General features: G+C 47.7%; 22 protein-coding genes and 2 tRNA genes. 18 read left to right on the forward strand and 6 right to left on the reverse strand.

The genetic code is table 11. From position 1 onward, the window contains the following. Positions 1-181 precede the first annotated feature (181 nt). From flgF to H9I36_RS02385, 11 genes are all read left to right on the forward strand, one after another. A complete protein-coding gene (flgF, locus tag H9I36_RS02335) occupies positions 182-982 on the forward strand; it encodes a flagellar basal-body rod protein FlgF (protein WP_187383787.1) in 801 nt (266 codons plus the stop codon). A 111-nt stretch (positions 983-1093) separates the two neighbouring features. Beyond that, on the forward strand, positions 1094-1888 hold the full coding sequence (gene flgG / locus H9I36_RS02340) for a flagellar basal-body rod protein FlgG (RefSeq protein ID WP_016520395.1): 795 nt from the start codon (positions 1094-1096) through the stop codon (positions 1886-1888). Positions 1889-2076: 188 nt separating this feature from the next. Further along, positions 2077-2601, forward strand: coding sequence for a rod-binding protein (locus tag H9I36_RS02345; protein WP_187383788.1), 525 nt, complete (start codon positions 2077-2079; stop codon positions 2599-2601). 184 nt (positions 2602-2785) lie between these two features. Then, positions 2786-3556, forward strand: a complete 771-nt coding sequence (locus H9I36_RS02350; RefSeq protein ID WP_187383789.1) for a DNA-methyltransferase — start codon at positions 2786-2788, stop codon at positions 3554-3556. Beyond that, positions 3546-4628 carry a PDDEXK family nuclease gene (locus H9I36_RS02355; RefSeq protein WP_187383790.1) on the forward strand — a complete coding sequence of 361 codons (1083 nt, stop codon included), beginning with the start codon at positions 3546-3548 and terminating at the stop codon, positions 4626-4628. The genes H9I36_RS02350 and H9I36_RS02355 overlap by 11 nt, the downstream gene beginning before the upstream one ends. Positions 4629-4776: 148 nt before the next feature. Then, positions 4777-6273, forward strand: a complete 1497-nt coding sequence (murC, locus tag H9I36_RS02360; RefSeq protein ID WP_187383791.1) for a UDP-N-acetylmuramate--L-alanine ligase — start codon at positions 4777-4779, stop codon at positions 6271-6273. After that, positions 6270-7136, forward strand: coding sequence for a YicC/YloC family endoribonuclease (locus tag H9I36_RS02365; protein WP_187383792.1), 867 nt, complete (start codon positions 6270-6272; stop codon positions 7134-7136). The genes murC and H9I36_RS02365 overlap by 4 nt, the downstream gene beginning before the upstream one ends. Before the next feature lie 37 nt (positions 7137-7173). Then, the gene (gene cmk / locus H9I36_RS02370) at positions 7174-7743 is read left to right on the forward strand and encodes a (d)CMP kinase (protein ID WP_187383793.1); all 570 of its coding nucleotides are present in this window, start codon (positions 7174-7176) and stop codon (positions 7741-7743) included. Positions 7744-7765: 22 nt separating this feature from the next. Next, complete coding sequence (locus H9I36_RS02375; RefSeq protein ID WP_187383794.1) at positions 7766-8593, forward strand: HhH-GPD family protein; 828 nt, start codon at positions 7766-7768, stop codon at positions 8591-8593. A 73-nt stretch (positions 8594-8666) separates the two neighbouring features. Continuing rightward, on the forward strand, positions 8667-9815 hold the full coding sequence (locus H9I36_RS02380; RefSeq protein WP_187383795.1) for a tetratricopeptide repeat protein: 1149 nt from the start codon (positions 8667-8669) through the stop codon (positions 9813-9815). A gap of 281 nt (positions 9816-10096) precedes the next feature. After that, positions 10097-10783: a hypothetical protein gene (locus tag H9I36_RS02385; protein ID WP_187383796.1), complete on the forward strand. Its 687-nt coding sequence runs from the start codon at positions 10097-10099 to the stop codon at positions 10781-10783. A gap of 10 nt (positions 10784-10793) precedes the next feature. Here the strand turns inward: H9I36_RS02385 and H9I36_RS02390 are convergent, their stop codons facing one another. The 5 genes from H9I36_RS02390 to pta form a co-directional block, all read right to left on the reverse strand. Continuing rightward, positions 10794-11183 (reverse strand): type II toxin-antitoxin system HicB family antitoxin, encoded by a 390-nt coding sequence (locus H9I36_RS02390; RefSeq protein WP_187383797.1) that lies wholly within the window; start codon positions 11181-11183, stop codon positions 10794-10796. A 789-nt stretch (positions 11184-11972) separates the two neighbouring features. Next, a tRNA-Gly gene (locus H9I36_RS02395) sits at positions 11973-12045 on the reverse strand. Positions 12046-12503: 458 nt separating this feature from the next. Continuing rightward, a complete protein-coding gene (locus H9I36_RS02400) occupies positions 12504-15074 on the reverse strand; it encodes a helicase-related protein (protein WP_187383798.1) in 2571 nt (856 codons plus the stop codon). Next, positions 15065-16318: a CapA family protein gene (locus H9I36_RS02405; RefSeq protein ID WP_187383799.1), complete on the reverse strand. Its 1254-nt coding sequence runs from the start codon at positions 16316-16318 to the stop codon at positions 15065-15067. The genes H9I36_RS02400 and H9I36_RS02405 overlap by 10 nt, the downstream gene beginning before the upstream one ends. Continuing rightward, entirely contained in the window at positions 16319-17350 is a 1032-nt protein-coding gene (gene pta / locus H9I36_RS02410) for a phosphate acetyltransferase (protein WP_187384042.1), read from the reverse strand. A gap of 444 nt (positions 17351-17794) precedes the next feature. Here pta and H9I36_RS02415 point away from each other — a divergent pair, with 444 nt between their 5' ends. The 4 genes from H9I36_RS02415 to H9I36_RS02430 all read left to right on the forward strand — a co-directional run bounded on the left by H9I36_RS02415 (position 17795) and on the right by H9I36_RS02430 (position 20588). Next, positions 17795-18154 carry a bactofilin family protein gene (locus tag H9I36_RS02415; protein ID WP_187383800.1) on the forward strand — a complete coding sequence of 120 codons (360 nt, stop codon included), beginning with the start codon at positions 17795-17797 and terminating at the stop codon, positions 18152-18154. Between the two features lies 1 nt (position 18155). Next, a complete protein-coding gene (locus H9I36_RS02420) occupies positions 18156-19019 on the forward strand; it encodes a tetratricopeptide repeat protein (protein WP_187383801.1) in 864 nt (287 codons plus the stop codon). Between the two features lie 15 nt (positions 19020-19034). Continuing rightward, positions 19035-20456, forward strand: coding sequence for a tRNA (N(6)-L-threonylcarbamoyladenosine(37)-C(2))-methylthiotransferase MtaB (mtaB, locus tag H9I36_RS02425; protein ID WP_187383802.1), 1422 nt, complete (start codon positions 19035-19037; stop codon positions 20454-20456). A gap of 59 nt (positions 20457-20515) precedes the next feature. Beyond that, positions 20516-20588: transfer RNA gene (locus tag H9I36_RS02430), tRNA-Pro, on the forward strand. Between the two features lie 73 nt (positions 20589-20661). Here H9I36_RS02430 and H9I36_RS02435 read toward each other — a convergent pair. Further along, positions 20662-21789, reverse strand: coding sequence for a lipid II:glycine glycyltransferase FemX (locus H9I36_RS02435; protein ID WP_187383803.1), 1128 nt, complete (start codon positions 21787-21789; stop codon positions 20662-20664). 180 nt (positions 21790-21969) lie between these two features. Between H9I36_RS02435 and H9I36_RS02440 the strand changes: the two genes are divergently transcribed. Genes H9I36_RS02440 through H9I36_RS02450 form a run of 3 tightly spaced genes read left to right on the forward strand, consistent with a single transcriptional unit; the run spans position 21970 to position 24080 of the window. Next, the gene (locus H9I36_RS02440) at positions 21970-22965 is read left to right on the forward strand and encodes a hypothetical protein (protein WP_187383804.1); all 996 of its coding nucleotides are present in this window, start codon (positions 21970-21972) and stop codon (positions 22963-22965) included. Between the two features lie 59 nt (positions 22966-23024). Further along, the gene (locus H9I36_RS02445; RefSeq protein WP_187383805.1) at positions 23025-23888 is read left to right on the forward strand and encodes a CPBP family intramembrane glutamic endopeptidase; all 864 of its coding nucleotides are present in this window, start codon (positions 23025-23027) and stop codon (positions 23886-23888) included. 33 nt (positions 23889-23921) lie between these two features. Next, positions 23922-24080: a hypothetical protein gene (locus H9I36_RS02450; protein WP_187383806.1), complete on the forward strand. Its 159-nt coding sequence runs from the start codon at positions 23922-23924 to the stop codon at positions 24078-24080. The last annotated feature ends 8 nt before the right edge of the window (positions 24081-24088 follow it).

Below are 24088 nucleotides of genomic sequence, written 5' to 3' on the forward strand. Positions count from 1 at the left end.
TTTATCTCGAGTTTGCGCGGATGTTTGCAGAAAACGTGTATATATCGTTTTGATACAAATTATATGAATACGATACACTTTATTTTGCAAACTCGATTATTTAACATGTGCGCTCTCGCGCACGGCCAAAAACTTTTTCGGAAGTTGCAACTTCCAAAAAAGTTTTTATGAGAGGATATTTATGATACGCGGTTGGTATATAGGCGCAAGCGGCATGAACGGCGAGCAGAACAGACTCGATGCGATTTCGAACAATCTTGCAAACGTGGATACGACGGGCTATAAACGTGATGTCCGCGTGAGCAAATCGTTTTCGGAACTCCTTTTACGGCGGACGAACGCTGACGGCGTTTACGAAACGCCCTTCGGCAGTGCGGACGCCGCTCCGATTATCGGGAAACTCGGACTCGGTATCGAAACGAACGAACAGTTTACCGATTTCGAGCAGGGTTCATTTAAAACGACGGGTACGAAAACCGATTTTGCGCTCGGCGGCAAGGGATTTTTTACCGTGCAGACGCCGATCGGCGAACGCTATACGCGCAACGGAAACTTTTTTATCGGGAAAGAGCGCATCCTCGAAACGAAAGACGGCTATCCCGTTATGGGCGAAAAAGGCATCATCACGCTTGAAAACGATCGGTTTACCGTGCGGGAAGACGGAAAGATAATCGACGAAGAGGGCAATGAAATCGACAGGCTGAAAATCGTGCGCTTCGACAATGAGCGCTATTTGAAAAAGATGGGAGAAAGCCTGTACAACACGAACGATATCGCAGGTCGTGCCTATATCGCCGAAGGAAACGAACGCCCTCGCGTTTTGCAGGAATACGTTGAAACGTCGAACGTAAACGTCGTCAACGAAATGGTGCGGATGATCGAAGTGAACCGCGCGTACGAAGCGAATCAAAAGACGATTCAAAGCGAAGACTCGATGATGGAAACGCTGTGGTCGCGCGTCGCGCTCTATCAGCACGGATAAGGGGCTGCTGAAAACTACTGTTTTTAGAAGTTCGTAAATATCGATTTTGCCGGTACTGCAGGTTTCCGGCGTGTAAAAGTAAAAGCCTTGAGCAAAAAAAGCGAGGACGATATGGTCAGAAGTTTATGGACGGCTGCGACGGGTATGAACGGTCAGCAGACGAATATCGATGCGATTTCTCACAACCTTTCAAACGTCAATACGACCGGCTACAAACAGCAGCGCGTCGAATTCGAAGATTTGATATATCAAACGGCAAAGCTCGCAGGTACGCCCGCGACCGAAGACACGGTGACACCCGTCGGCATCCAGCAGGGACACGGCGTCAGAGTCGGCGCGACGCAGCGCATCATGCACCAGGGATCGCTCCAGCACACCGGAGTTTCCACAGACGTCGCCATCGTCGGAGACGGATTTTTCCGCGTACAAAAATACGACGGCAGCTACGCCTATACGAGAGACGGTTCGTTTCAAGTCGATTCGACCGGCCAGCTCCTCACATCCGACGGTAACCGCGTTATGCCGGAGATCATTTTACCGGAAGGCTACGATGTGCAGACCCTCGTCATCAGCCAGGACGGAAGGGTCGGCGTAAAGATAAACGGAGAGACGGAACCGACGGAAGTGGGACAGCTCGAACTCTACCGCTTTCCGAATGAAATCGGACTCGAAGCCGACGGCGACAACCTCTTTAAAGTATCGAACGCGTCCGGCGCTCCGATCGCAAGCCGCCCGGGCTTTGAGGGCATGGGAAAACTCGAACACAAATTCCTTGAAATGAGCAACGTATCCGTCGTCAACGAAATGGTCGCGATGATCGTCGCGCAGAGAGCGTACGAGTTCAACAGCAAAGCGATCCAAACGTCCGACACCATGCTCGGCACTGCGGTGAGCTTAAAGCGCTAAACCGTGCACTTGAAGTTTTCTGCAAAAGTTTTTTGGAGGAACGATAAAAAGCGGTGTCTAAGATATCGCCGCCGCTTTTTATCTCGAGTTTGCAAGGCAAACTCGATTATTCGACGTGTGCGCTTATGCGCACGTCAAAAAACTTTTTCGAAAACTGAAGTTTTCTGCAAAAGTTTTTTGGAGGGAAAATGAAAATAAGCAGCGTCAACTCGTCGTTATTGAACGGAACGGAAACGATGCAAAAAGCGCGGGAAGCGGGCGAGGGCGCTTCTTTTTCCGATTTGGTAAAACGCATACGCTCCTCCGCTCCTTTTCACAGCGCATCCGTCGCATCCGAAAAAGTTGTCGAAGAAGGGCGGTTGAACGGAGACTTCGCTTCGGGTTTTGCAAATACGTTTACGAACGAAAGCGATAAAAAAGCGCTTCCCGTAGGAGCTGCGGCAAACGGCGCGGGTGTTCACGCAAAAAGCGAGACGATCGACAGGACAAGCAAACTCTACGAAAAATCGCTCGAACTCGAATCCTATATCGTTAAAATCATGGTATCGTCGATGCGCAGCACCGTTACGAAAACCTCTCTTTTCGGCGGCGACAGCTTTGCTTCTCAAATGTACGAAGACATGATGTACGACGAATACGCGACACAGCTTACGAAAAACGCTGGTTTCGGTTTGGCGGATCAAGTGTACTTGCAGCTCAACGTGCAGGCGTAAGCGCAATTAAATTGTCATACAGTTAATTATAAGATACTGTAGTTATATAAAAGCTATTTACCAATAATATAATTTTTCAAAATCTAATTTCCGCATACTGATAATTACTAATAGTCAAAAATCCGGAAAAATGATATAAATAGATCAACATTTAAAGAAATATTTACTCGAGGTGGGATGAGATATGGATATACTGTATAGTATTAATAATTTGAATCTTACGGCGATTCTTGATACCATTATTAATGGTGACTGCTTAGAAATAATGAAAAAATTACCCGCTAAATCTATAGATGCCATTATTACTTCTCCTCCGTATAATTTACTTAATAGTACCGGTAATGGTTTCAAAAAAAACACTCGTACAGGAAAGTGGGTTAATGCAGCAATAAAAGACGGATATAAAGATTATGACGACAATATGCCGTATGATGAATATATTAATTGGCAAAAAGAATGCATTTCTGAAATGTATCGGCTAATAAAAGATGATGGGGTAATTTTTTACAATAATAAAAATCGCGTTCAAGCCGGATTGCTTCAAGATAGAAGCATTATTGTGAAAGACTTTCCTCTTAGACAAATAATTACATGGAAAAGAAGTGGAGCAATCAATTTTAATCAAGGGTATTTCCTGCCGACAACAGAACAGATATATATGATCTGTAATAAGAAATTTAAATTAGCAAAAGGGGCAAATAAATTTACAGATGTATGGGAAATAACTCAAGAGATGAAAAATCCTCATCCAGCTCCTTTCCCAGAGGCTCTTATTGATAGGATAATTTCAAGTATTGATGCACAAATAATATTAGACCCTTTTGGTGGTTCTGGAACCACCGGTGTTTGTGCAAAAAAATTCACTCGAAAATTTATTTTAATCGAAAAATCGGAATTATATTGCCGTATGGCTAAAGCTCGCATTGAAGGAGAAGATTGGAGAAATGTTAAATGATAACATACTGATTACCTTTGATGAAAAAATTCAGAAATCTCCTTTTAGAAATATTTATTGGTTTGCTCGTTACTTAATAGATACGGATAAATACGGTGGAATTGGTAAAAATAAAGAAAAAGAGTTAATAAAAATAGCCGAATATATCGAGAATCTTCTTAAAACTTCAACGTTGGCAAATGATGATAAAGTTTTGATGGCGACCTCCTATTGTTTTGAACAAATAAAGTCTTTTTCTTCGCAAAATTCAAAGAGGTATTTGTTGTATGAGAATTTTATATCGAAAATACAGGAAGAACTTAAAACAACGGATGATTTGATCGTTTTTTGTATGACTATTAAATATGTCATAAGCCCAATTAATAGATCTTTGGAGAATATCCCGTCTGATGATAAAGAATTTTCTCAAGCAATAGCGTCGTCTTTGCTAAAAAAACAAGGAGAGAAAAAAGTTGGATTAATTATTTCAGTATGGGATGATTTGGGTATAAAAGGCTGTCTTGATATTGAAAGAAAAGAGGTCGTTGAAACTTTTTGTAATTTGATTGATAAGATTAATTTGCTTGAAATTGAGCATGACAGCGTAGACGATAGTATTATTATGACAGCTTTTGTTCAGGAATTTGAAAGGAGATTAGGGCAAAAAAGAAAATCTCGCGGAGGGAAGTCATTAGAGGATGTAACAAGTTTTTTGTTTGATTTTTATAAATTTAAGTCTTCAGAAGGACCTAAACATTTGGATTTTGATTTTGAAGTCGATAAATGGTTTAAATGTAAGGACGGCTGGACTATAGGGATTAGCTGCAAAAGGACATTGCGAGAACGGTGGAAGCAAATTTCATTAAGCACTGATATTTTGTCTAAAAAGAAAATAAAAGAAATATGGCATTTGATTACCTTAGATAATGACTTATCTGACGACAAAATTGTTACGCTTGGTAGTCAACGACAAAGATTTTATCTTTTAGATGACAGTCAAGCATATATAAAGTATTCAAAAAATGAAGGAACAAAAGATTATGTTCGTCCTTTGTCAAACTTAATAAAAGATATAAGAAATAATATAAAATAAGACATAAAAAACTATTTATAATGTTCATGCATGGATATGAAGATTTTGCGCTGAGGGGCAAGCGTTATTGTACATATATTTTATTCTATTCGCATCTTCGCATTTTCTCCGCATTGTGCGTTTTTTGCGCTTGTGCTAAAATAGCGCCATGTCATCGATTTTTCTTCCGAAAGATTTTACCGGCGTTCGCGTTCACTTCGTCGGCATAAAAGGCACCGGTATGGCGGCCCTCGTCGAAATCCTCAAAAAACGCGGCGCCCTTATAACCGGGAGCGATGTTGCGGAAAGGTTTTACACCGACGCCGTCCTCGAAAAGCTCGGCATACGCGCCCAAGCGTTTTCGGAAAGTAACATCACAGGCGATATCGATTACGTCATCTATTCGTCGGCATACGATCCTGAAAAAAATCCCGACTTGATCGAAGCGCGCTCGCACGGCATCCCCTGCCTTTTATACACCGAAGCGCTCGGAGAAGTTTCCGCGCAGTCTTACAGCGCCGCGATTTCGGGCGTGCACGGTAAAACGAGTACGACCGGAATCGTCGGAACGATTTTCGAAGAAACGGATATCCCCGTGCAAGTGCTTGCGGGCTCGTCTATCGCGTCGTTCGGCGAAAGCTGCACGATGACGACGAAAACTTACGACATAAAAAAATCTCGCAATTATTTTGTCGCGGAAACTTGCGAATACCGGCGCCACTTTATGTCCTTCCATCCTCAAAAGATAATTTTGACGAGCGTCGAAAGCGATCATCAGGATTATTATCCGACCTATGAAGACATAAAAAACGCCTTTATCGATTTTATCTGCAAGCTGCCCTCATGCGGCACCCTCATATACTGCGCGGACGACAGGGGCGCCGTCGAAGCGGCCGAAGCGGCATATAAAAAGAGGGGCGACATCGAAATGATCCCTTATGGGGAAAGCGCAGAGGGCGATTACCGCTTGACGATCGGTAAAACCGAAAACGAAGCGCAGCATTTTTCGATCGGCTTTTTGGGAGAGGCTTCACTTTACGTTCCCGGAAAACACGAAGTGCTCGACGCGTGCGCGGCTTCCGCCCTCGTGCGGGAAATTATTAAAAGCGACGGAAAAGATCCCGATCTCTATCGCGAACGGATCGTACGCGGCCTTGCAAATTTCAGAGGCGGAAAGCGGCGGAGCGAAGTTATCGGAAAAGCGTTCGCAGGTAAAAACTCCGTCGTCTTTATCGACGATTACGGTCATCACCCGACGGCGATCAAAACGACGCTCAAAGGTTTCCGCGAATTTTACGGCGGCAGAAAAATCATCGTCGATTTTATGTCGCATACCTATACGCGCACTGCATCTCTCCTCGAAGAATTCGCTTCGGCTTTTTCCGATGCCGATGAAGTGATCCTGCATAAAATATACGCTTCCGCGCGCGAAAGCGCCGAAGGAAGGAGCGTTACCGGAAAAACGCTTTTCGAAAAAACAAAAGCGCATCACGGAAACGTTCATTATTTTGAAGAAGTGCTCGACGCGAAAGACTTTGCGCTTTCAGAATTGGCAAAACCGCTTTCAGTCGATTTTCCGAACGGCTGTCTTTTCGTAACGATGGGCGCGGGCGACAACTGGAAACTCGGTACCGCTCTTTTTGCCGCGTGCAAGGATGCGCTATGACGAGCATGACCGGCTATGCTTACAGTGAAGCGGAAAATAAAGACTCTTCCGTTTCGGTCGAAATAAAATCCGTAAACGCGCGATTTTTGGATGTGACGATAAACCTCCCGCCGTATTTGAATCGGCTTGAAAAGTGTTTTCGGGAAGCGATCGCCGAAAAAGTCGTGCGCGGAAAAGTCGATGTCTTTATCCGCGTAAAAGAAACGGATCCCGATTGCATCGTTACCGCCGATATTCCCGCCGCAAAGTTTTATGCCCGTGCGATTTTAGATATTGCATCGGCTGTCGGTGCGCAAAAGAATGACATCCTTTCCATCGTCGCCTCGCAGCCAGGCGTACTCAAAATCGAAATGACCTATGACATGGAAAAATATCGGAACATGATTTTTCCGGTCTTTACCGACGCTCTCGAATCCTTTTGCAATGACCGAAAGCGGGAAGGAGAAAACCTTGCCTGCGACATAAAAGAAAAACTCGAAACGCTTTTCCAAGCCGCGGATTTTTTTAAAAACCGACAGTCGGAAATGGAGTTTCTTTTTAAAAAGCAAATTGCGCAAAAATTCAACGAGCTTTTGGGAGACGCTGCCGACGAGCAGCGCATCATGACCGAAACGGCCGCCATGATCGTAAAGTATACGATAAACGAAGAAGTCGTCCGCCTGCAAAGCCATCTCGAAGCGCTTAAAAATGAAATGCTGACGAACGCCGCTCCCGGCAAAAAAATCGATTTTTTGTGTCAGGAAATAAACCGGGAAATCAATACGATCGGCAGCAAAAGCCAATTTGCCGACGTCAGCGCCCAAGTGATCGCCGCAAAAGACGCCCTCGAAAACATACGCGAGCAGGCGCGAAACGTCGAATAAATTAATAATCGACAAAAGGAAAATATAAGGAAAATGTATGGCACGGTATAAAATTAAAGACGGCAGGGAACTCCGCATTGCAGTTTCGGGAAAATCCGGCTGCGGCAATACGACGGTGAGCTCGCTCCTTGCGCGTTCTCTCGGCATCAAACTTGTCAATTATACGTTCCGTCAGCTCGCCGAAGAAAGAGGGCTTACGCTCGAACAAGTTATCGAAAACGCGAAAAGCGACGACGGCTATGACAGATATATCGACACGCATCAAGTGGAACTCGCCGAAAAAGAATCCTGCGTACTCGGCTCTCGCCTTGCGATTTGGATGCTCGAAAAAGCCGACATAAAAGTCTATCTCAAAGCGAGCGACCTCGCGCGTTCTCGGCGCATCTTCAAACGCGAAGGAGGCGATTTGCAGAGCATCGCCGATTTTACCGCGATGCGCGACAGAGAAGATACGAAGCGCTATAAAAAAATCTACGGTATCGACAACGACGCCTACGAAAAAGTAGCCGATATCGTTATCGACACCGAACGTAAAACTCCTGAAGAGATCGCGGACGATATCCTTTTAGAGCTGGTATCGCGCGGCTTTGTCGAAAAAATCGATTGAGCGGCTGCGGGACGAAAAACGCATGACATTAACTCAAGACGCGGTCGACGATTTTCGAGCGGCGATTATTAAAAACTATAAAGAGCGTGCGAGGGTTTTTCCGTGGCGGAAAACGCGCGACGCGTACAAAATACTCGTTTCGGAAATGATGCTGCAGCAGACACAGACGCTTCGCGTCGTTCCGAAATACGAAGCGTGGATCGAAGCCTTTCCCGATGCGCCCTCTCTCGCTTCGGCGCCTTTTTCGGATGTGCTTGCGTATTGGAACGGACTCGGCTACAACAGGCGGGCGAAGTATCTGCAGGAAACGTGCAGGGAAGTGTGTGATTCTTACGGCGGAAAATTTCCGCGCGAGAGAAAACTCCTCGAATCTCTTCCCGGGATCGGACCGTATACGGCGGGCGCCGTAGCGGCCTTTGCGTTTAACAAAGCCGAAGTCTTTATCGAAACGAATATCCGCTCCGTGTTTATTTTTTTCTTTTTCGGAAACACAAACGAAAAAGTATCCGATGCGGAAATTCTTCCTCTCGTCGAACTGACGCTCGACAAAACGAATGTACGCGAATGGTATTACGCTCTCATGGATTACGGAGCCGAGCTTAAAAAACGCGTGCAAAATCCGTCGCAAAAAAGTACGCACTACGTGCGGCAGTCTCCTTTTCGCGGCTCTCTCCGCGAAGCGCGCGGCGCCATCGTTCGGCAACTTACCGAAAAAAAATCGGCCACGCTTTCGGAAATCGCGCGCTCGGAGGGCATCTCTCTTTCACGCTTGGAAAAAGCCGCCCTTCGTTTGCTCGAAGAACGCTTTGTGTGCGAAACGAAGGGCGTGTACCGCGTGCGGGAAGACTGAGCGGGAGTCGGTTGTTTGGCAATAATATACCGTAAATTATGTGTCGGCGTTATGTAACTCTACGAGGAAAGGGATGAAAAAAACTATCATTATTATAGCCGCGGCAACGATATTGTCTTCTTGCGGAACGCTTACACTGTCGGACGGAGCCGTCGATATCCTTATGAGAGGTGCAAAGACGGCGATCGAAGTTGGAGCCTATGAAGATGCCGTTCATTTCTATTCGAGAATATTGTTTCAATATCCGGATGATGATGCGGTACGTTTAAAACGCGCTCTTATTTATTACCGGACATTATATATGCAAAATGCCGTCGATGATTTAAGTTATCTCTTGAAAAAAAATCCGGATGATAAAAATTTATTGTTAAACAGGGCTCTTATCTTAGCCGATATGCGTGATTACGATGTCGCCCTTCGCGATGTGAAAAGGATTCTACAAGATAATGACAACGATGCTGCCGCGATTGAATTGAATGAAGAATTACAAACGCTTCACAATAGAGACGTAAAAACCGTTCTCGGCTATAATACGGTTCTTTCCGAAAATCCTGATGATCCGATTGTATTGTATAAACGCGGTATGTTCTTTTTCGATTCCGGCGATACGGAAATGGCAGCCTCGGATTTAGCAAAATTCGTTTCGTTGTCCGGTGACGCTGTTATGCTGAAAGATGCTTATACGGTATTAGGCGATATCTTCGCTATGAAAAATATGTATAATGATGCGCTTGTATATTATAAAAAAGCGTATGCGCTGCAAACCGCCGATGCGGAAATTTATAAGCGTATAGGATATATGTATTATTGCAATGCCGATTATGAAACAGCTGTAACATATTATAATCGCGCAATCAAAATAATAAAAAAATCCGATTTTCTGTATGGCCGGGGATTATGTTATTATGCGTTGGGAAAATATAAAAAAGCGCTTTCCGATTTCAATGCATGTATTTTTAATTACGACATCAGTTTTAATTTTTGCAATTCCGAATTTTATGAGATTCGTGCATTGACGTATGATAAAATAGGAGACAAAGATCATGCTAAAATCGAATATCGCAACGCATCTCGGTATATGAACGTTAAAGCTGATTGCGGACATCTCCTTTTTATGAGCATCTCGAAAAACTCACCTTTAGTGATTTTTCAAGCGAGCAAAACAAAAAGAATTTCGCAAAAAACCGTATATTTATGCAATGGCGTGGATATCAAAAATTAATATTTTTTTCCGAAATTTGCAAAAAACCGTGCAAAATCGGCCTGTTTTAATGGGGTCGGCGCGATTTTCGCCTGACGATTTAATTGTATAAATATGCGATAAAATAGTATATTTATGCATAATTAAAATCGATTTGTAACGCAATACGTTCGCTGATATAATAGGGATACTGCGTATATTACGGTTCCGTTAAACATTTCTCAAAATCCGACATTGCAGGAAGTATCAGCTTTCGGAAATGCCGCATTAGTGCGCGATCTATTTTACGATGGGGGGCGACTATGAGTACCAAAAAACCGACAGATACCGGCTGCTTATCCGTAATCATGTTTTTTATCATGATAAGCTATGCCGTCAGCTCGATTCGAAACTGTTTTACCGGCGGAAAGAAAAAAGCGGAAACTCCGCCCGTGCAAGAGATACAACGAACACCGCCGGTGCGAGAATACGTCGTGCCGCCTGAAATTAAAGGGAAGTATCGCATCGCGTCGACAAAGGACGTGTCGTTCCCGACGGTCAAACGCTATGTGTATAACGTCGTCGTAACGGGAGAGCCGACAAAGGCGGAGCTGACTGAAATCGCATACGCGGTTTTTGAGGCTGCGAAGCGGTGGACGCCGTTCAACGCTTTATCGGTCGTGTTTTACGATTACGAGTGCCTTATTTATCACGGCATCGTCATGGGCTATGCCGATTTTGCGCCCGACGGAGACTGGGGCAAGGCGATAGATGTGCAAACCGGCAATTACCGGACGATGAAAATTATCAATGAGATCGAAGAACCGTACTGGCCGAATGCGGTTACGAAAAGAGAAGCGGAGATATACGCCGATTTCGATACCGCATTGTTTAAGGATGATACGGCAGATGAAGATGTCGTTGCTTCGGAGTTCGCGGAAAAATACGGCATGACGCAAAAAGAGTTCCATGATCTGTGTATCCGCGTGACTGCGCGACTACGAAAATAAATCGTGTGATTTACCGTGCGATGCCGAGTTTTTGACACAGGGCATCCTGCAGCGTTTGGCTGAAATTGACGGAAGCCCTTTCGGCTTTTGTGTTCAGCCACGCGGGGATCGAAAGCGTTTTTTTTATCGCCCTGCCGTCAAATTCTTTTCGCCATTCGTCCGTGTCCGCGAGGATATAAGACACGGTTCCGCGCGTTTTTATTTTATTAATTTTGCTTGCCGGCGGAATCGCCTGCCCGTCGTCTTCGTAGCTTGCGAGCATCATTTCAATGCAGTCTTTCGCCATTTCGATGGCATCCACCATATTGTCGCCGAAAGTATGACAGTGCGGAATATCGGGAACAGTTACGCCGATTTTTCCGTCGTCGTCTTCGAAAATCGCAGGATACACGTATTTCATACCAAACCTCCGAAAAAAGACGAATTTTAAGCACTTTTGCGGGAGTGAGACGCGCTTTAATCTTTTGAAAATAATCCCTCTCTTCGATGTTCTGCGGGGTATTGTCGTCAATGATTTGCACGTCGGGGATATTTTCTTTTAAGATACGAAGCTATTTCAGAGGTGCTTTTAAACCTTCCTTTTTCTCATGTCCGGCAAGCGATCCGGTGGTACTTCAGATGGCAATGATATCGATTTTTGCCGATTTCGGAAAAATTTTGCCAATTTTTCCTGATCGCACCGTTTTTCTGTATATCTTCGACGAGAAACGCAAATGTTTCCTGGATTGTCCGCGGTATTTTTCGGATCATCTTTTTTGTATGAGCTGTCAGGGTGACGGTATATCGCGCTCCCATGTTTATATACTGTCATATTTGATAGTATATCTCAAGTATTTTTTACCGCAAAACCGTGCACAGTGCCTGACGACGGCATCCTTGCCGTCTTTTCGCGGCGCCTGCCGCGCGGCACTGTGCCTTCGATTCCCTTTGCTTGCTAGATATGTGTTCGGTAAAAAAAAGACTGACTTGAAAAGTTTCAAATCAGTCTCCTAAGCGGTAGAAGGGAGTCGCCTTCCGGTCGCGTGCCTCCTGCACGCTCCCTACAGGCCGGCTCATTCGCTTTCGGCGGCATCCCTGCCGCCTCTCCCTCGCCTTGCTCGGCGCTCATTCGCTTCGACTCCCTTATCTAAAAAACGTACATTATATTTAAAACAAAAAAAGAGTCTGCAACTCGCAAACTCTTTTCTTCAGCGGTAGAAGGGAGTCGAACCCTCGTCTCCAGCTTGGAAGGCTGGGGTAATGAGCCGTTATACGACTACCGCAAAAGCGATACCACTATATCGAAAACGGCGTAGCGTGTCAACGGCAGGGATTCCGCACGCACGGAAATCAATTTTTGCCTAAAAGCGGTAACAACGCATAAGGATTCATAAGAGCGCGGAACATAATGCCGTTCTTCCGTTACACCTTTACTCGTCTCAAATCGCGTATGAAGTGCTCCAATGTGCCCGCATCGCATACGCGCCTGTGAAGACGAAAAACGGCCGAGCCGTTTTTCTTTTATAGGAGACGCACATAAATTCCTCCGCACTGCTCGGAATTTATGCGATAAGTCGAGAGGCGAAAAACGACTGAATCGTTTTTCTTTTATCAGCATATAAATTCCTCCGCACTGCTCGGAATTTATGCGATAAGTCGAAAGTTGAAAAACGACCGAGTCGTTTTTCTTTTATAGGAGACGCACATAAATTCCTCCGCACTGCTCGGAATTTATGTGCTCTTAACTTTCATACAGCGAGTGGAGGGAGCGGTATACTTGGTTCGCTTTTTCTTTTTGCGCTTCGGTAAAGTCGGCGTTTACGTCGTCGCTCAAAAGTTCGAGCGATGAAAGACTTTCGTTGAGCGCCGTGGTAAAGCCGCGCGACACTTTAAACCAATAGGTGCCGTTGCCGTCGGTAAAGAGGCACACGAAGCCGTACTCTTTGCTCTTTTGTTTTGCGACCGCCACTCCCAGTACGATGTCGAGTGCATCGGAAAGGCGTGCGGACGCGCTTTCATCGGCAAGGCTGATGTTGAGTTTTTTGTCGAATTTGTTTTCCGGCATCGGAGAAAGCGAAATCGATTTTGCAAGCTTTAAAGCAAGTTCGAGCTTTTCGCCGTCGAGCAGCGTATAGCCGTTTTCGAAGACTATTTTGCAGCGGAGTCCTCCGACCTGTTTTACAAGGCTTTCGTCGGTTTCGCTTTTTGCCGCCTTGATAAAAGCTTTGTACGGTAAAAATACGGTTTTTTTGCCTTTTATCTTTTTAAGGGCGAAGGATTCTCCGCCGAACGAAACGCAATCTTCGTCTTTTATCTCTTTAATGATTTTTTTCGGCTTTGCGCTTTCGCTCTTCGCTTTTTGTTTTGCAAAAGCGATATCCGTTTCGTACGCTTTGGTTTTCCGTGTACATTTTTTTTCAAGTTTTTCGCGCAGCTCAGGATCGATCGCGTCGAGCAGCGTCCTCGTCAAGGGAGATACGCTCATGGCAAACATGCGCGACGTGCGCACGATTTCCCCCGCGACAATGTACAGCGGATCGGTTCGGAACATGCTGCTTCCCGGATGGATGCAGATGTGTTCGGTCGTCAGCGTTTTGTAATTGTCTTTTCCTTCGCGCACGCATACGAACTGCATCATGCCCGCGGCTATGCAGCACAGATAATCGCTCATCGCTCCGCCTCCGGTGATCGGGATCTGCATATCGGCGACGATCTGCGAAAGCTGTATGTCTATATTTTCGATTTCCGCCATGACGCGCTCGTCAAGGAAACTGTTTTTGCAAAAACGCGCTTTGTTGGAAGCGCCGCGGTACGCGCGGAATATGTGCAGATAGGAAACGAAGTCGCCCTGTACGTCGCGGAACGCATGGTGCGCACGTCGCGCTTCAAGTTCTTCTCCGGGAGGAAGTACGAAGGGGGAATTGGCCGAAAGAAAAGAGGCTGCGACGAGCGCTTCTTCGAGAACGGAGGGATATTTCATAATCGCTTCGACGATGATGCGGCTTATCCGCGGTTCGAGCGGAAATTCGACCATGAGTTTTCCGACAGACGAGAGTGTATTGTCTTTCGTTATCGCTTTCAGCATGACGAGCGTTTCGACCGCGCCTGCGATTCCTTCACGGGAAGGAGGGGAGAGAAAGTTGAAGTCGTAAAAATTCGTAATGCCGAGTTCGGCCATGCGTAAAACGACTTCACTCAAATCGGTGCGGTAGATTTCTTCGGTCGTGTACATTTCACGCGTTTCGTAATCTTTGCGCCGATAGAGGCGGTAACAGCTGCCGGGGCACGTGCGTCCAGCCCTTCCTTTTCGCTGATTGCACGACGCTTTTGAAACGGCCGTTTCGACGAGGCTCGACGTGTACGTGTGCGGATTGTAAAAATTGAGCTTTGCGAGTCCCGAATCGATGACGGTCGTAATGTCGCTTATCGTGACGGACGTTTCCGCGATATTCGTGGAAATTATTATTTTCTTTTTCCCGAACGGGGGAGGGGCGAAAACGCGCTCCTGCTCTTCTTTCGGAAGCCTGCCGTAGAGCGGCAGCGTGTGGATTTTCCGAGCGAAGGGCGAGCGGTCGAGACGGAAAAGGCAGTCTTTAATAATTTTTTCTCCCGGCAAAAAAATCAAAATGCCGCCGTCGATTCTGTTGTCGAGAACGCGCTCGACCGTGTTTTCGATTTTCGTTAAAAGCGCATCGCATGCGGCATCCGATACGGTGCTTGCCGAGACGGCCGGCGGATCGTAGACGAGGGTAACGGGAAAGGTAACCGTATCGATCGTAACGATGGGGCATCCGTCGAAATATGACGAAAAGGCTTCGGCGTTCATCGTCGCCGACGAAACGATGACTTTGAAATCTTTGCGTTCGGCCAAAACACGTTTTAACAATCCGAGTACGAAGTCGATGTTCAAACTTCGCTCGTGCGCTTCGTCGACCATGACGACCGAATACTTGGACATCCACGGGTCGAGCTTCATCTCCTGCAGCAAAATGCCGTCGGTCATTATTTTAATCCTCGTTGTCGCATCCGTTTTATCTTCGAAGCGCATTTTATATCCGACCAGTCCGGGATAGGTCGTGCCGAGCTGCTTTGAAATGAATTCGCTTACGGAAAGCGCTGCGATCCGTCTCGGCTGCGTTACCGCGACGATGCCCGTTTCGGCGTAGCCCGCTTCGTAGAGGATGACCGGAATCTGCGTCGTTTTGCCGCTGCCGGTCGGGCTTTGCACGACGATCACTTGGTTGTGCGCTAGCGTGTCCAAAATACGCTGCTTTTGTTCGTATACCGGAAGCGATTTGTAATCTATAGCCATGTTTTTCGTACCCGCGTGTTTTCCATGATGATTTTACGTGCGGCGATGTAGCGCATCCAGTCCCGCCGTCCCGCGTTCTCAAGGTATGCGATAAAATCGTCGTCGAGATATTTTATGACGAATTGATATGCCGTCGTGATGTACGTCGTTATGTAGTGCGCTTTCGTTTCGTGCAGGATCGCGATGCCGCCTTTTTCTTTTTTATAATAGATCACTTTGTATAAAAGTCCGTCGCCCGTATATTCGTGCGGAGCGTCGGGCGTGTCAAAGGCGGGCTTTGTACGCTGCGCGCTTATCGTATTGCCGTTCGCGTAGAGTATGAGCTTCGAAAAACGCCGTTCCGATTTTTTTCCGATAAACTCGCGTTCCTGTACTACGTGCGGGTGATTTGCCCAAATGATGTCAGCTCCGCAGTCGAGCAGTTTGTAATAATACGCGCGCTGCGAAGCGGAGACGCTCCGGATGTATTCCGGAACGTTCGCATGAATCGAAAGGATAAAAATATCGCACTGGTTTTCCGCTCTGATGCGCCGTATACGGTTTCCGAACGCTTCCCTCGCATCGGGCGCGGGCGGCACGTAGTTCATGTATTCGATATAATCTTTTTCGTTCAGCACTTCCGTTACCGCGCAGAAAATGATCGTCCATCCGTTTTTTTTAATAATTTTATACCCGATCGCATCTCCGCCCGATTTTTTTAATCCCGAAAAAAAGACTTCGCGATCCGTGCCTTTGTGTGCGCTCTCCGTTTTTTCCGCCCACTCGCGCGTATGCTTCATACCCGAAAGCCCCTGATCGTTCGAGTGATTGTTTACGAGAGAAAAGACATTAAAACCCGCGCTGATCGCCGCTTCGGGATATTCGGAGTGCATGTTGAAGCGCGGATATGTCGAGTACGGCAGGCTGTCGTCGACGGGAGATTCGATGTTCGCAAAAGAAAAATCACAAGAGAGGGCGAGCGGGGTGATGTCTTTCCAGATGAGTGAATAATCGCTCATCGAATAGTTCGGCTTATGCGCCATGATATCGCCTGCAAACAAAAGCGTAAGGTTGTGCTGTATCTCTTCGCGATCGTTTTTTTTGCTTCCGAAAGAAGGTGCGGAATTTTCTTCGGCCGAAACGGAAAGGTTTTGCCCGCTCGGCGTTTCAGGCGCTTCCGATGCGGGCCTTTGCTTCGGAACAGTTTTACACGAGGCGAGGACGATGATGCAAAAAAGCAGGTAAAAGCTGTTCCTGATTTTCATTTATACGGCGCTTCCCGCCTGTACGAGCGTGATCGCCGCCGTTATGACGATATCATCGACCGAACAGCCGCGAGATAGATCGCTTATCGGCTTGGCAAAACCCTGCAGAATCGGACCGTAGGCATCCGCATGGGCGAGGCGCTGCACGAGTTTATAGCCGATATTTCCGGCCGAAAGGTTCGGGAATACGATCGTGTTCACTTTACCTTTTACCGGAGAGCCGGGAGCTTTTTTGTCGGTGACGGACGGGATAAGCGCCGCATCCGCCTGCAGTTCTCCGTCGAGCAACAGGGACGGCGCTTTTGCGTGCGCTTTTTGTACCGCTTCCTGTACCGTGAGAACCGAAGGTTGAGCGCCGCCCGAACCCTTTGTCGAAAAGGAAAGGAGTGCGATGCACGGGTCGCAGCCTAAAAGCGCTTTGCACGATTTTCCCGCAGCGACTGCTATGTCGGAAAGCTGTTCGGCATCCGGTTCGGGGACAACCGCGCAGTCGGAAAAAATCATCAAACCCTTATAGCCCCACGACGAATCGTGCATATCCATGACAAAGCACGAAGATGCCGTTTTGCTTTCCGTGCCGATAACTTTTAATCCCGCGCGGAGGAGGGCTGCCGTCGACGAGCGCGCGCCGCTTACCATGGCGTCGGCATAACCTTTTCTCACCATCATCGCACCGAAGCTCAAATAATCGGAAAGCATATACGCTTTGCCCGCCGCAGCGTCGCTCACTTCGGGAAGATTCGTTTTTTTGTTGATCTTTCCCTGTCTGAGTTCAAAATAGGTTTGACCGAAATCGTCGAGCCACGGAGAGGTTGCGGGGTCGATGATGTCGATGCCTGCGAGCGAAACTTTAAGAGCGCGCGCAAGGTTTTCGATTTTTTCACGGGAGCCGAGAAGCGTCACTTTTTTTGCGATTTTCTTCGAGACGATCTTTGCTGCGGCGCATATCGTGCGCTCTTCATCACCTTCAGGAAGCACGAGCGACTTTTGATACGCTTTCGCTTTTTTGATCATTTCCGCCGTAAAGTCGATGCCGCTCTTTGCCGCACTCTTTTTCGCTGCAGGCTTTGCGGCGGCTTTCGCCTTTGCCTGAGTCTTTTTTGCGGCAACTTTTTTTACCGTTTTTTTCACGGACGCTTTTTTTTCAGCCGTCTTTTTTACCGTTTTCGCAGCGGCTTTTTTTACAGTCGTTTTTTTTGTCGCTTTACCGGTGCTTGCCTTTTTTACCGCCGTCTTTTTTGCAGCGGATTTTTTCACAACAGCCATATTTCCTCCTCTATGCGCCCTTACAGCAAAGAGCGCTGCTTCGGTATTGCCACAATTACTATAATAGAATATGCGCTTTTATAATAAACCCTCGCACATAAAATAGCAAGGGATAGGCAATTTATTAATAAGGAAAAAAATTGATCTTTACCCCTGTATGTCATTGCCCGCCGTATTGACCGAGCAATTTTTTCACGTTAAAGTGTAGCCATGTTCGATGTAAAAGATATAGATCTGTTCGATCTCGAAGAAGAAGCGTTCGATACCGTCATAGAAAGCGATATCGCGTTTACGGGAAGCATCCGTTTTGCAAAGCCGTTTATGATTCGCGGCAAGGTAAAGGGCAGCATCGATGCGACGAGCGATCTGGTTATAGACAGCGGTGCGTCCGTCGAAGCGGACATAAAGGCGCTCCGCGTACTCGTCAAAGGAAAAGTGAAGGGCAACGTCGCCGCAAAAAAAATGGTATTCGTTACGGCGACGGGTTCGCTCGACGGCGATATCACGGCGGAACAGGTGGTGCTTGAACCGGGCAGCACTTTTACCGGCAAATGTACGATGGTAAAATAGTATGCAGCGATTTTTACGACGATCGATTATAGGGGCATTGGCTATCGCCTTTGCCGTTCCGCTTTTTTCTCAAATCTCGGGTGAAGCCGAACCGGCTCCTTCTCCTCAAACCGCTCCCGCTCCGCAATCGTCTTCTCTGCAAGCCGTACCCGGAGATGCTCTCGCTCCCGCACCTCAAGCGCAAAACGAAGCGCCTGCTCCACAATCGACTTTGCCGCAGACTTCCTCTGTGCAAACCGTTCCGCCGCAGACGCCTTCCGTGCAGTCGGTACCTCCCGCACAGGCGCAGCGCAGGCAAAGCGCGCAAAAACGTGACGCGCTCGTCCTCTATCAAAACGGCGACTATGCGGCGGCGATTCAAATCTGCGAAACGGAAATCGCACGCGATCGGACGCGCATCGAATCCTACGTGGTTTTGTGCTGGTCGCTCGTTCGAAACCGGCAATACGCGGAAGCGGAGCAGCGTGCTGCGGACGGACTTGCCGTCAGTCCCTACGATCTGCGTCTCATCGAAATATTGGGAGAAGCGAAATATTATCTCGGAAAAAATAACGGCGCGCTCGAACAGTTTCAGCGCTATGTCGCAAACGCTCCCGAAAGCGCTTCCCGCGTCGGAGCGGCATATTATTTTATGGGTGAAATCTATATCCGCCAAGCGCGCTATCAGCACGCGGATATCTCTCTTTCCGCCGCGGTAAAAAAGGAGCCGCTGCTCGACCGCTGGTGGACGCGGCTGGGCTATGCGCGCGAAATGGCGGGCAATTATTACGAAGCGGCCGAAGCTTACGACGAAGCGCTCCTGCTCAATGCCGCTTCTTCCGATGCGCAAAGCGGTAAAGCCCGCGTCGCTTCCCGTCTGCAATGATCGACAAGGTGTACCTTGCCGCAAATCATCTTTGAAACTTTGGGCTGCCGTCTCAATCAAATCGAAAGCGAGTCGGCGGCGCGTTTTTTCGTCGATGCCCGTTTTTCCGTTTCCATGATACCTCCGACGGCTGCAAGCGAAGTTCTTCACGATGTGCTTGTGTGCGTCGTAAACACGTGTGCGGTAACGCAAAAGGCGGAGCAAAAAGCGCGGCGCGAAATCCGATTGCTTTTGCAAAAATGTCCGGCTTCTTCCGTCATCGTTACGGGCTGCTATGCCCAGCTTGCCGCGGATAAAATTGCCGAACTCGCTCCCCGCGTCGCAGTCCTTCCGGGGCTCTGCAAAGACAGGCTCGCAGATGTTCCGTCTCTCCTTTCGGATTTTATCGAAACGCACGAAATATTTTCCGCGGAAGATTTTTCGAACCTCCTCTCGTCGACGCTTTTTTCCGATACGAAATCGCATTCGGGAAAAGCCGAAGCGTCTTTCCGTTTGGCGACCGATACCTTTCTTGCGCATTCGCGTTCATCCCTAAAAATACAGGACGGCTGCGACAGCGCCTGCTCGTATTGTGCGATCCGAATCGCTCGGGGAAAATCGGTTTCGCTTCCGGTGCGCGACGTGCTTTCCCGAATCGCTTCCCTCAAAGCGGAGGGACAAAACGAAATCATTTTTACGGCGGTCAATATTGCGCAGTACCGCGGAGAATACGACGGCGCGTATTATACCTTCGCCGACCTCCTCGAAAAAGCGCTCGATGAAACGAGCGGCGTTGCATTTCGCATATCGAGTATGTATCCCGAACTCGTCGACGACCGCTTTTGCCGCATCGTCAAAGACGAGCTCGTGCGCCCTCATTTTCATCTTTCGGTACAGAGCGGAAGCGATGCGATTCTCGCTGCCATGAACAGAAGCTATCGCGCGGACGATATCCTCCGATCGGTTTCAATGTTGAGACGGGCGAAAGGCAACGCATTTTTTGCATGCGACATCATTGCAGGTTTTCCCGGCGAAACGGATGAAGATTTTGAGAAAACACTTGAACTCTGCCGCGCGTGCGGTTTTGCATATGTTCACGTCTTTCCTTTTTCTCCGCGTCCGGGAACCCGCGCTTTTTCGATGAAGCCGAAAGTTCCTTCGGCTGCCGTGCGCGAACGGGTGCATCTGCTTTCCGATTTTGCCCTGCAAAGTAAAACGGCTTATATCGAATCGATTTGCGGCACGACCGTGCGCGCGATTGCGGAAAACGCAAAAGAAGGCGACGGAGTTTTTCATATCCGAGCGGTAACCGAAAATTTCATTCACTGCAAAGTCCGCTGTGCGAAACTTCCCGTGCCGCTTCCGGGGAGCGATATCCGTGTACGCATCCTAAACCCTTGTACCGATGCGATACTGCGGGGCGATGAACTTGAAGCGGAAGCCGAACTCGTAAGATGAGACTGCGCTTTCGAGCGATTTACAAAGATCGGCATTCGGGCTATACTTCCTTTCGCTTTCGGGATATAGCGCAGCCGGTAGCGCGCTTGCTTTGGGAGCAAGATGTCGGGCGTTCGAATCGCCCTATCCCGATTTACGGAAACCGTGCAAGCGGATACTCGGAAAATTGCAGGTTTTGAAAATTATTAAATGATCGCACATCCTTTTACCGCATCTGCTCTTCGAGTCTGAAGTAAGTGTACTTTTCTTCATCGTACGGATAATCCCAGCTGCCCGCAAAGCGTACCTTTTCGCCGCCGAATCCTGTTTTGAAAAGATAGAGCCCCGCCATCGGATTCGATGCATCGTCGTTCGGCGGAATGCCCATGAGGTCGTAGCGCGTACATCCCTTGCTGCGTGCAAAGCGTATCGCTTCCCACTGGAGTCCGTAGTTCGGCATAAGCTCTCTCAATTCCGTACCGGAACCGGCATACATATAATACGCATTGCGTCCCGAAAGCGCGATGACGATTCCCGAAAGAAGTTTGCCGCCCTTCGATGCGGTCATGATATGGAACTGCGGAAGCGGAGCGGGGGCGGCGAGCGGTATGATCTCTTTTTTTATCGATTCGATTTTTTTCCCCGGCGGAGGTTCGTGAAAGGTATTTTCCTGAATGCGCTTGTGCGAAAACAAGGTATTGAAATACTCTTCGCTTTCATAATAAAAACCTTTGCGCTTTGCCGTCTCTTCGTACAGCGCGTACCAATCGTGCAGTATATCGATGCCGCCGACGGCAAAATCGATTCCGCCCCGGTATGAGCGGCGTATGCAGTTCCTCGTCGTCCCCCTCATGCGTGAGAGGATCCGTTCGGGCGTAAGCGATAAATTGATAATGACGGTGTCGGGTGCAAGGTGATTTTTCGGCGATTTCCGCAGTTTATGCGTTTTCGTGCCCCAGTTGAGCGCAAGCTGTGCCGTCTCAGGCTTGACGATTTCTTTTCCGCCGTATTGACTCCGCCACGCCAAATCGCAGCGCAGGCAAATGCAGTTTTCCGGAACATGGGGACGGAGGGCGAGCGCGAGCTCTTCGAGAAGCGTGCCTCTCTGTTCGGCCGGCAGCGCAATCGACGGAGCTTTCGGCGCGTATGCATAACAGCTGCCGTCGTGACGAGATCGAAGGAGCGCCAAAAACGGAAAGGTGTACACGGATGACGACGCGTCGTCCGTAAAAGTCACCGAAAAAAAATACGGTTCCTGTCCGGCGCATTTTTTAAATGTCCCCCAAAACGCCGTTTGAAAGAGATTGTCTTCGGGAGGAAACGCTTCCGGAGATACCTGTTCGATCGCAACCATAAAGGCTACCATAACAATTAAACGCAAAAGGCGCAACGCCGGCGTGCGGCTTCCGTGCGAATCGTATTTTTTTTGTTTTTGCGGTATACTGGTACGCGAAGAGGGATCGAATGACACCGAGTGCGGCAGATCGGTTCTCTTCGAAATATATTTTACAGGAGTTTATGTACGTTTATGTATATGAAACAGAAAGTGTTTGCGGTTTGTGTCCTGCTTGCTGTAATGGGGACAGCTTTTGCCGAAGATACCGAACCGAAGACTCCGTGGGATTTTTCGATTACAACCGATTTTGCCTATTATCCGAAAACGGATGCCGTTCCTTCAACCGGCGGCGTGCATTTTGCTCCATTGACCGGTTTGTACGGCGGAGTGAAGCTTAGCGTAACGGGAACGGCAGGTTATACAATTCCCGTTCCCTTCGGAGATAATCCGCTCGTAAGCGGAAACAAGCTCAGAGTATACGGGCAGTTTGAATTAAGCCCCGTATCGATTGCGCCGGGCGTGGGAGTGAGTTTTTCGCCTATCGCTTTTTTAAATTTTTCCGCCGGCAGTTCGATCGGTATCGGATGGACTATTAAAGCCGGTTCGCTTAATCTTCAGGGGATTGCGGCATGGAATCCCATAGCGGCTGCATACGACGATCGTGCTTTTAAAAGCGCATTTTGGGAGGCATGGTTTCAGAGCGCTTTTATGTTCGATTTTGCCGCGGTCAAACCCGGCGATTGGAACCACATTGTCGCCTATGCAGCCTACAAATTAGCTTATCAAGGCATCACTTCAGGCGGCGAAAACGGGAACCCGTGGCTGTACCAGCTTGCAGGCGAAAAAATAAACGGCTGGCAGTATTCGGTAAGTTTTATTGCCGCCTATCAAATGCCGCTCGTGTTGCAAACGGTCGGTGTGCAAACCGAATTGAGCGGTCAGCTGAACGGCACAAAAGATTTCGCAGCCCGATATCATTCGATGAATCCGAATTTTATGACCATATCGATAAGCCCGATTATGGTATTTGAATTTTCCAAAAAAGACAGTCTTACCCTGCAGTTTAAATTTGCAAGCCGCCGCAGCTATACCGAAAAGGCTTCCGCTTCAAAAGACGTTTTAACGGGCTTGCAGCAAAGCGGCCGCGAATGGTATTTTAACCGCATTGCACTCAGTTACAGGCACGGCTTTTAATTTTTCTTTTAATCACGAGTTTTAGATTTATCGCCCGACACGGACGAAGGAGCATACGAATGGAACAAAATAAAAAGGCAATCGGCAAAGCCGTCTTTCAATATCCCCTGTCGGTATGTATTGCAATATACCTTATATGCTATGCGTTTCGCCTGTGGGAATATTTGGCGCTCAAAACGGACGAAAGCGTTATCGGTGAAAACTTCATTCATAAAGTGTGCGGTATCATTGTAATTTTCGTCGTGCTTTTCGTATCGGGCTTGCATTGGCGGGATATAGGTTTTACGTGCGCCAATCGGCTGAAACATATCGGCTTGGGTTTAGTTTTGGGTTTCGTTTTTTATGTACTTGCCTATGCGGCCGAATATATCGTGCTGTATGTGCAGGGAGCGTCTCCTTTTTTAACGATAGCTTCCGGCAGTTTTTCGCTGATAAAAAAAAACGAGTTTGTAAGCGTGGGAATCGGTTTTATTTTTTTATTCAATATCCTCAACGTATGGATGGAAGAAGGTTTGTTCCGCGGACTTTTTACGCGGATTTTGCGCGAACGGTATGACTTTCGGGCGACTGTCTTTATAAGCGCTTTGCTGTTCGGCCTGTGGCATATAGCAATGCCGGCACGTGCGTTTATCGAAGGGCAAACGGACTTCGCTTCGATGCTGCTTTTGAGCGTCGGCTACGTAGCGTTTTCGTTCGTCTACGGTTTAAAGATGAGTTTTTTATACAGGATGACCGGCTCTTTGTGGGCGGGCATGGCAGACCACTTTTTTAACAATACCGTTATCAATATAGTTCACGTTGTGTCGAGCAGGGGAAGCGATCATTTGCAAATCATACGGATTGTAACGGCACAGTTCCTGTCCTTTATCTTTGTGTATATTCTATATCTGCGTAAACGGAAAAACTTGCCTTCCGTATTTTGACGCCATATATTCTTTGCGATATACTCCCGAATTATGCGCGATATTCAATCCCGATTTGCCGAAGTTGACGGTACGGTTTTCGGAAAGCTGTTCTATCGGCGCTCCCCGAAGTTGACGCCGCCGTTTTTTATGAGTACATTATACATACGGCTCTTGCGGAAAACGTCTGCGGTTTTCGGAAAGCGGTCGTAATTCAAGTT

The organism is Treponema sp. Marseille-Q4130 (assembly GCF_014334325.1).
GTDB lineage: Bacteria > Spirochaetota > Spirochaetia > Treponematales > Treponemataceae > Treponema_D.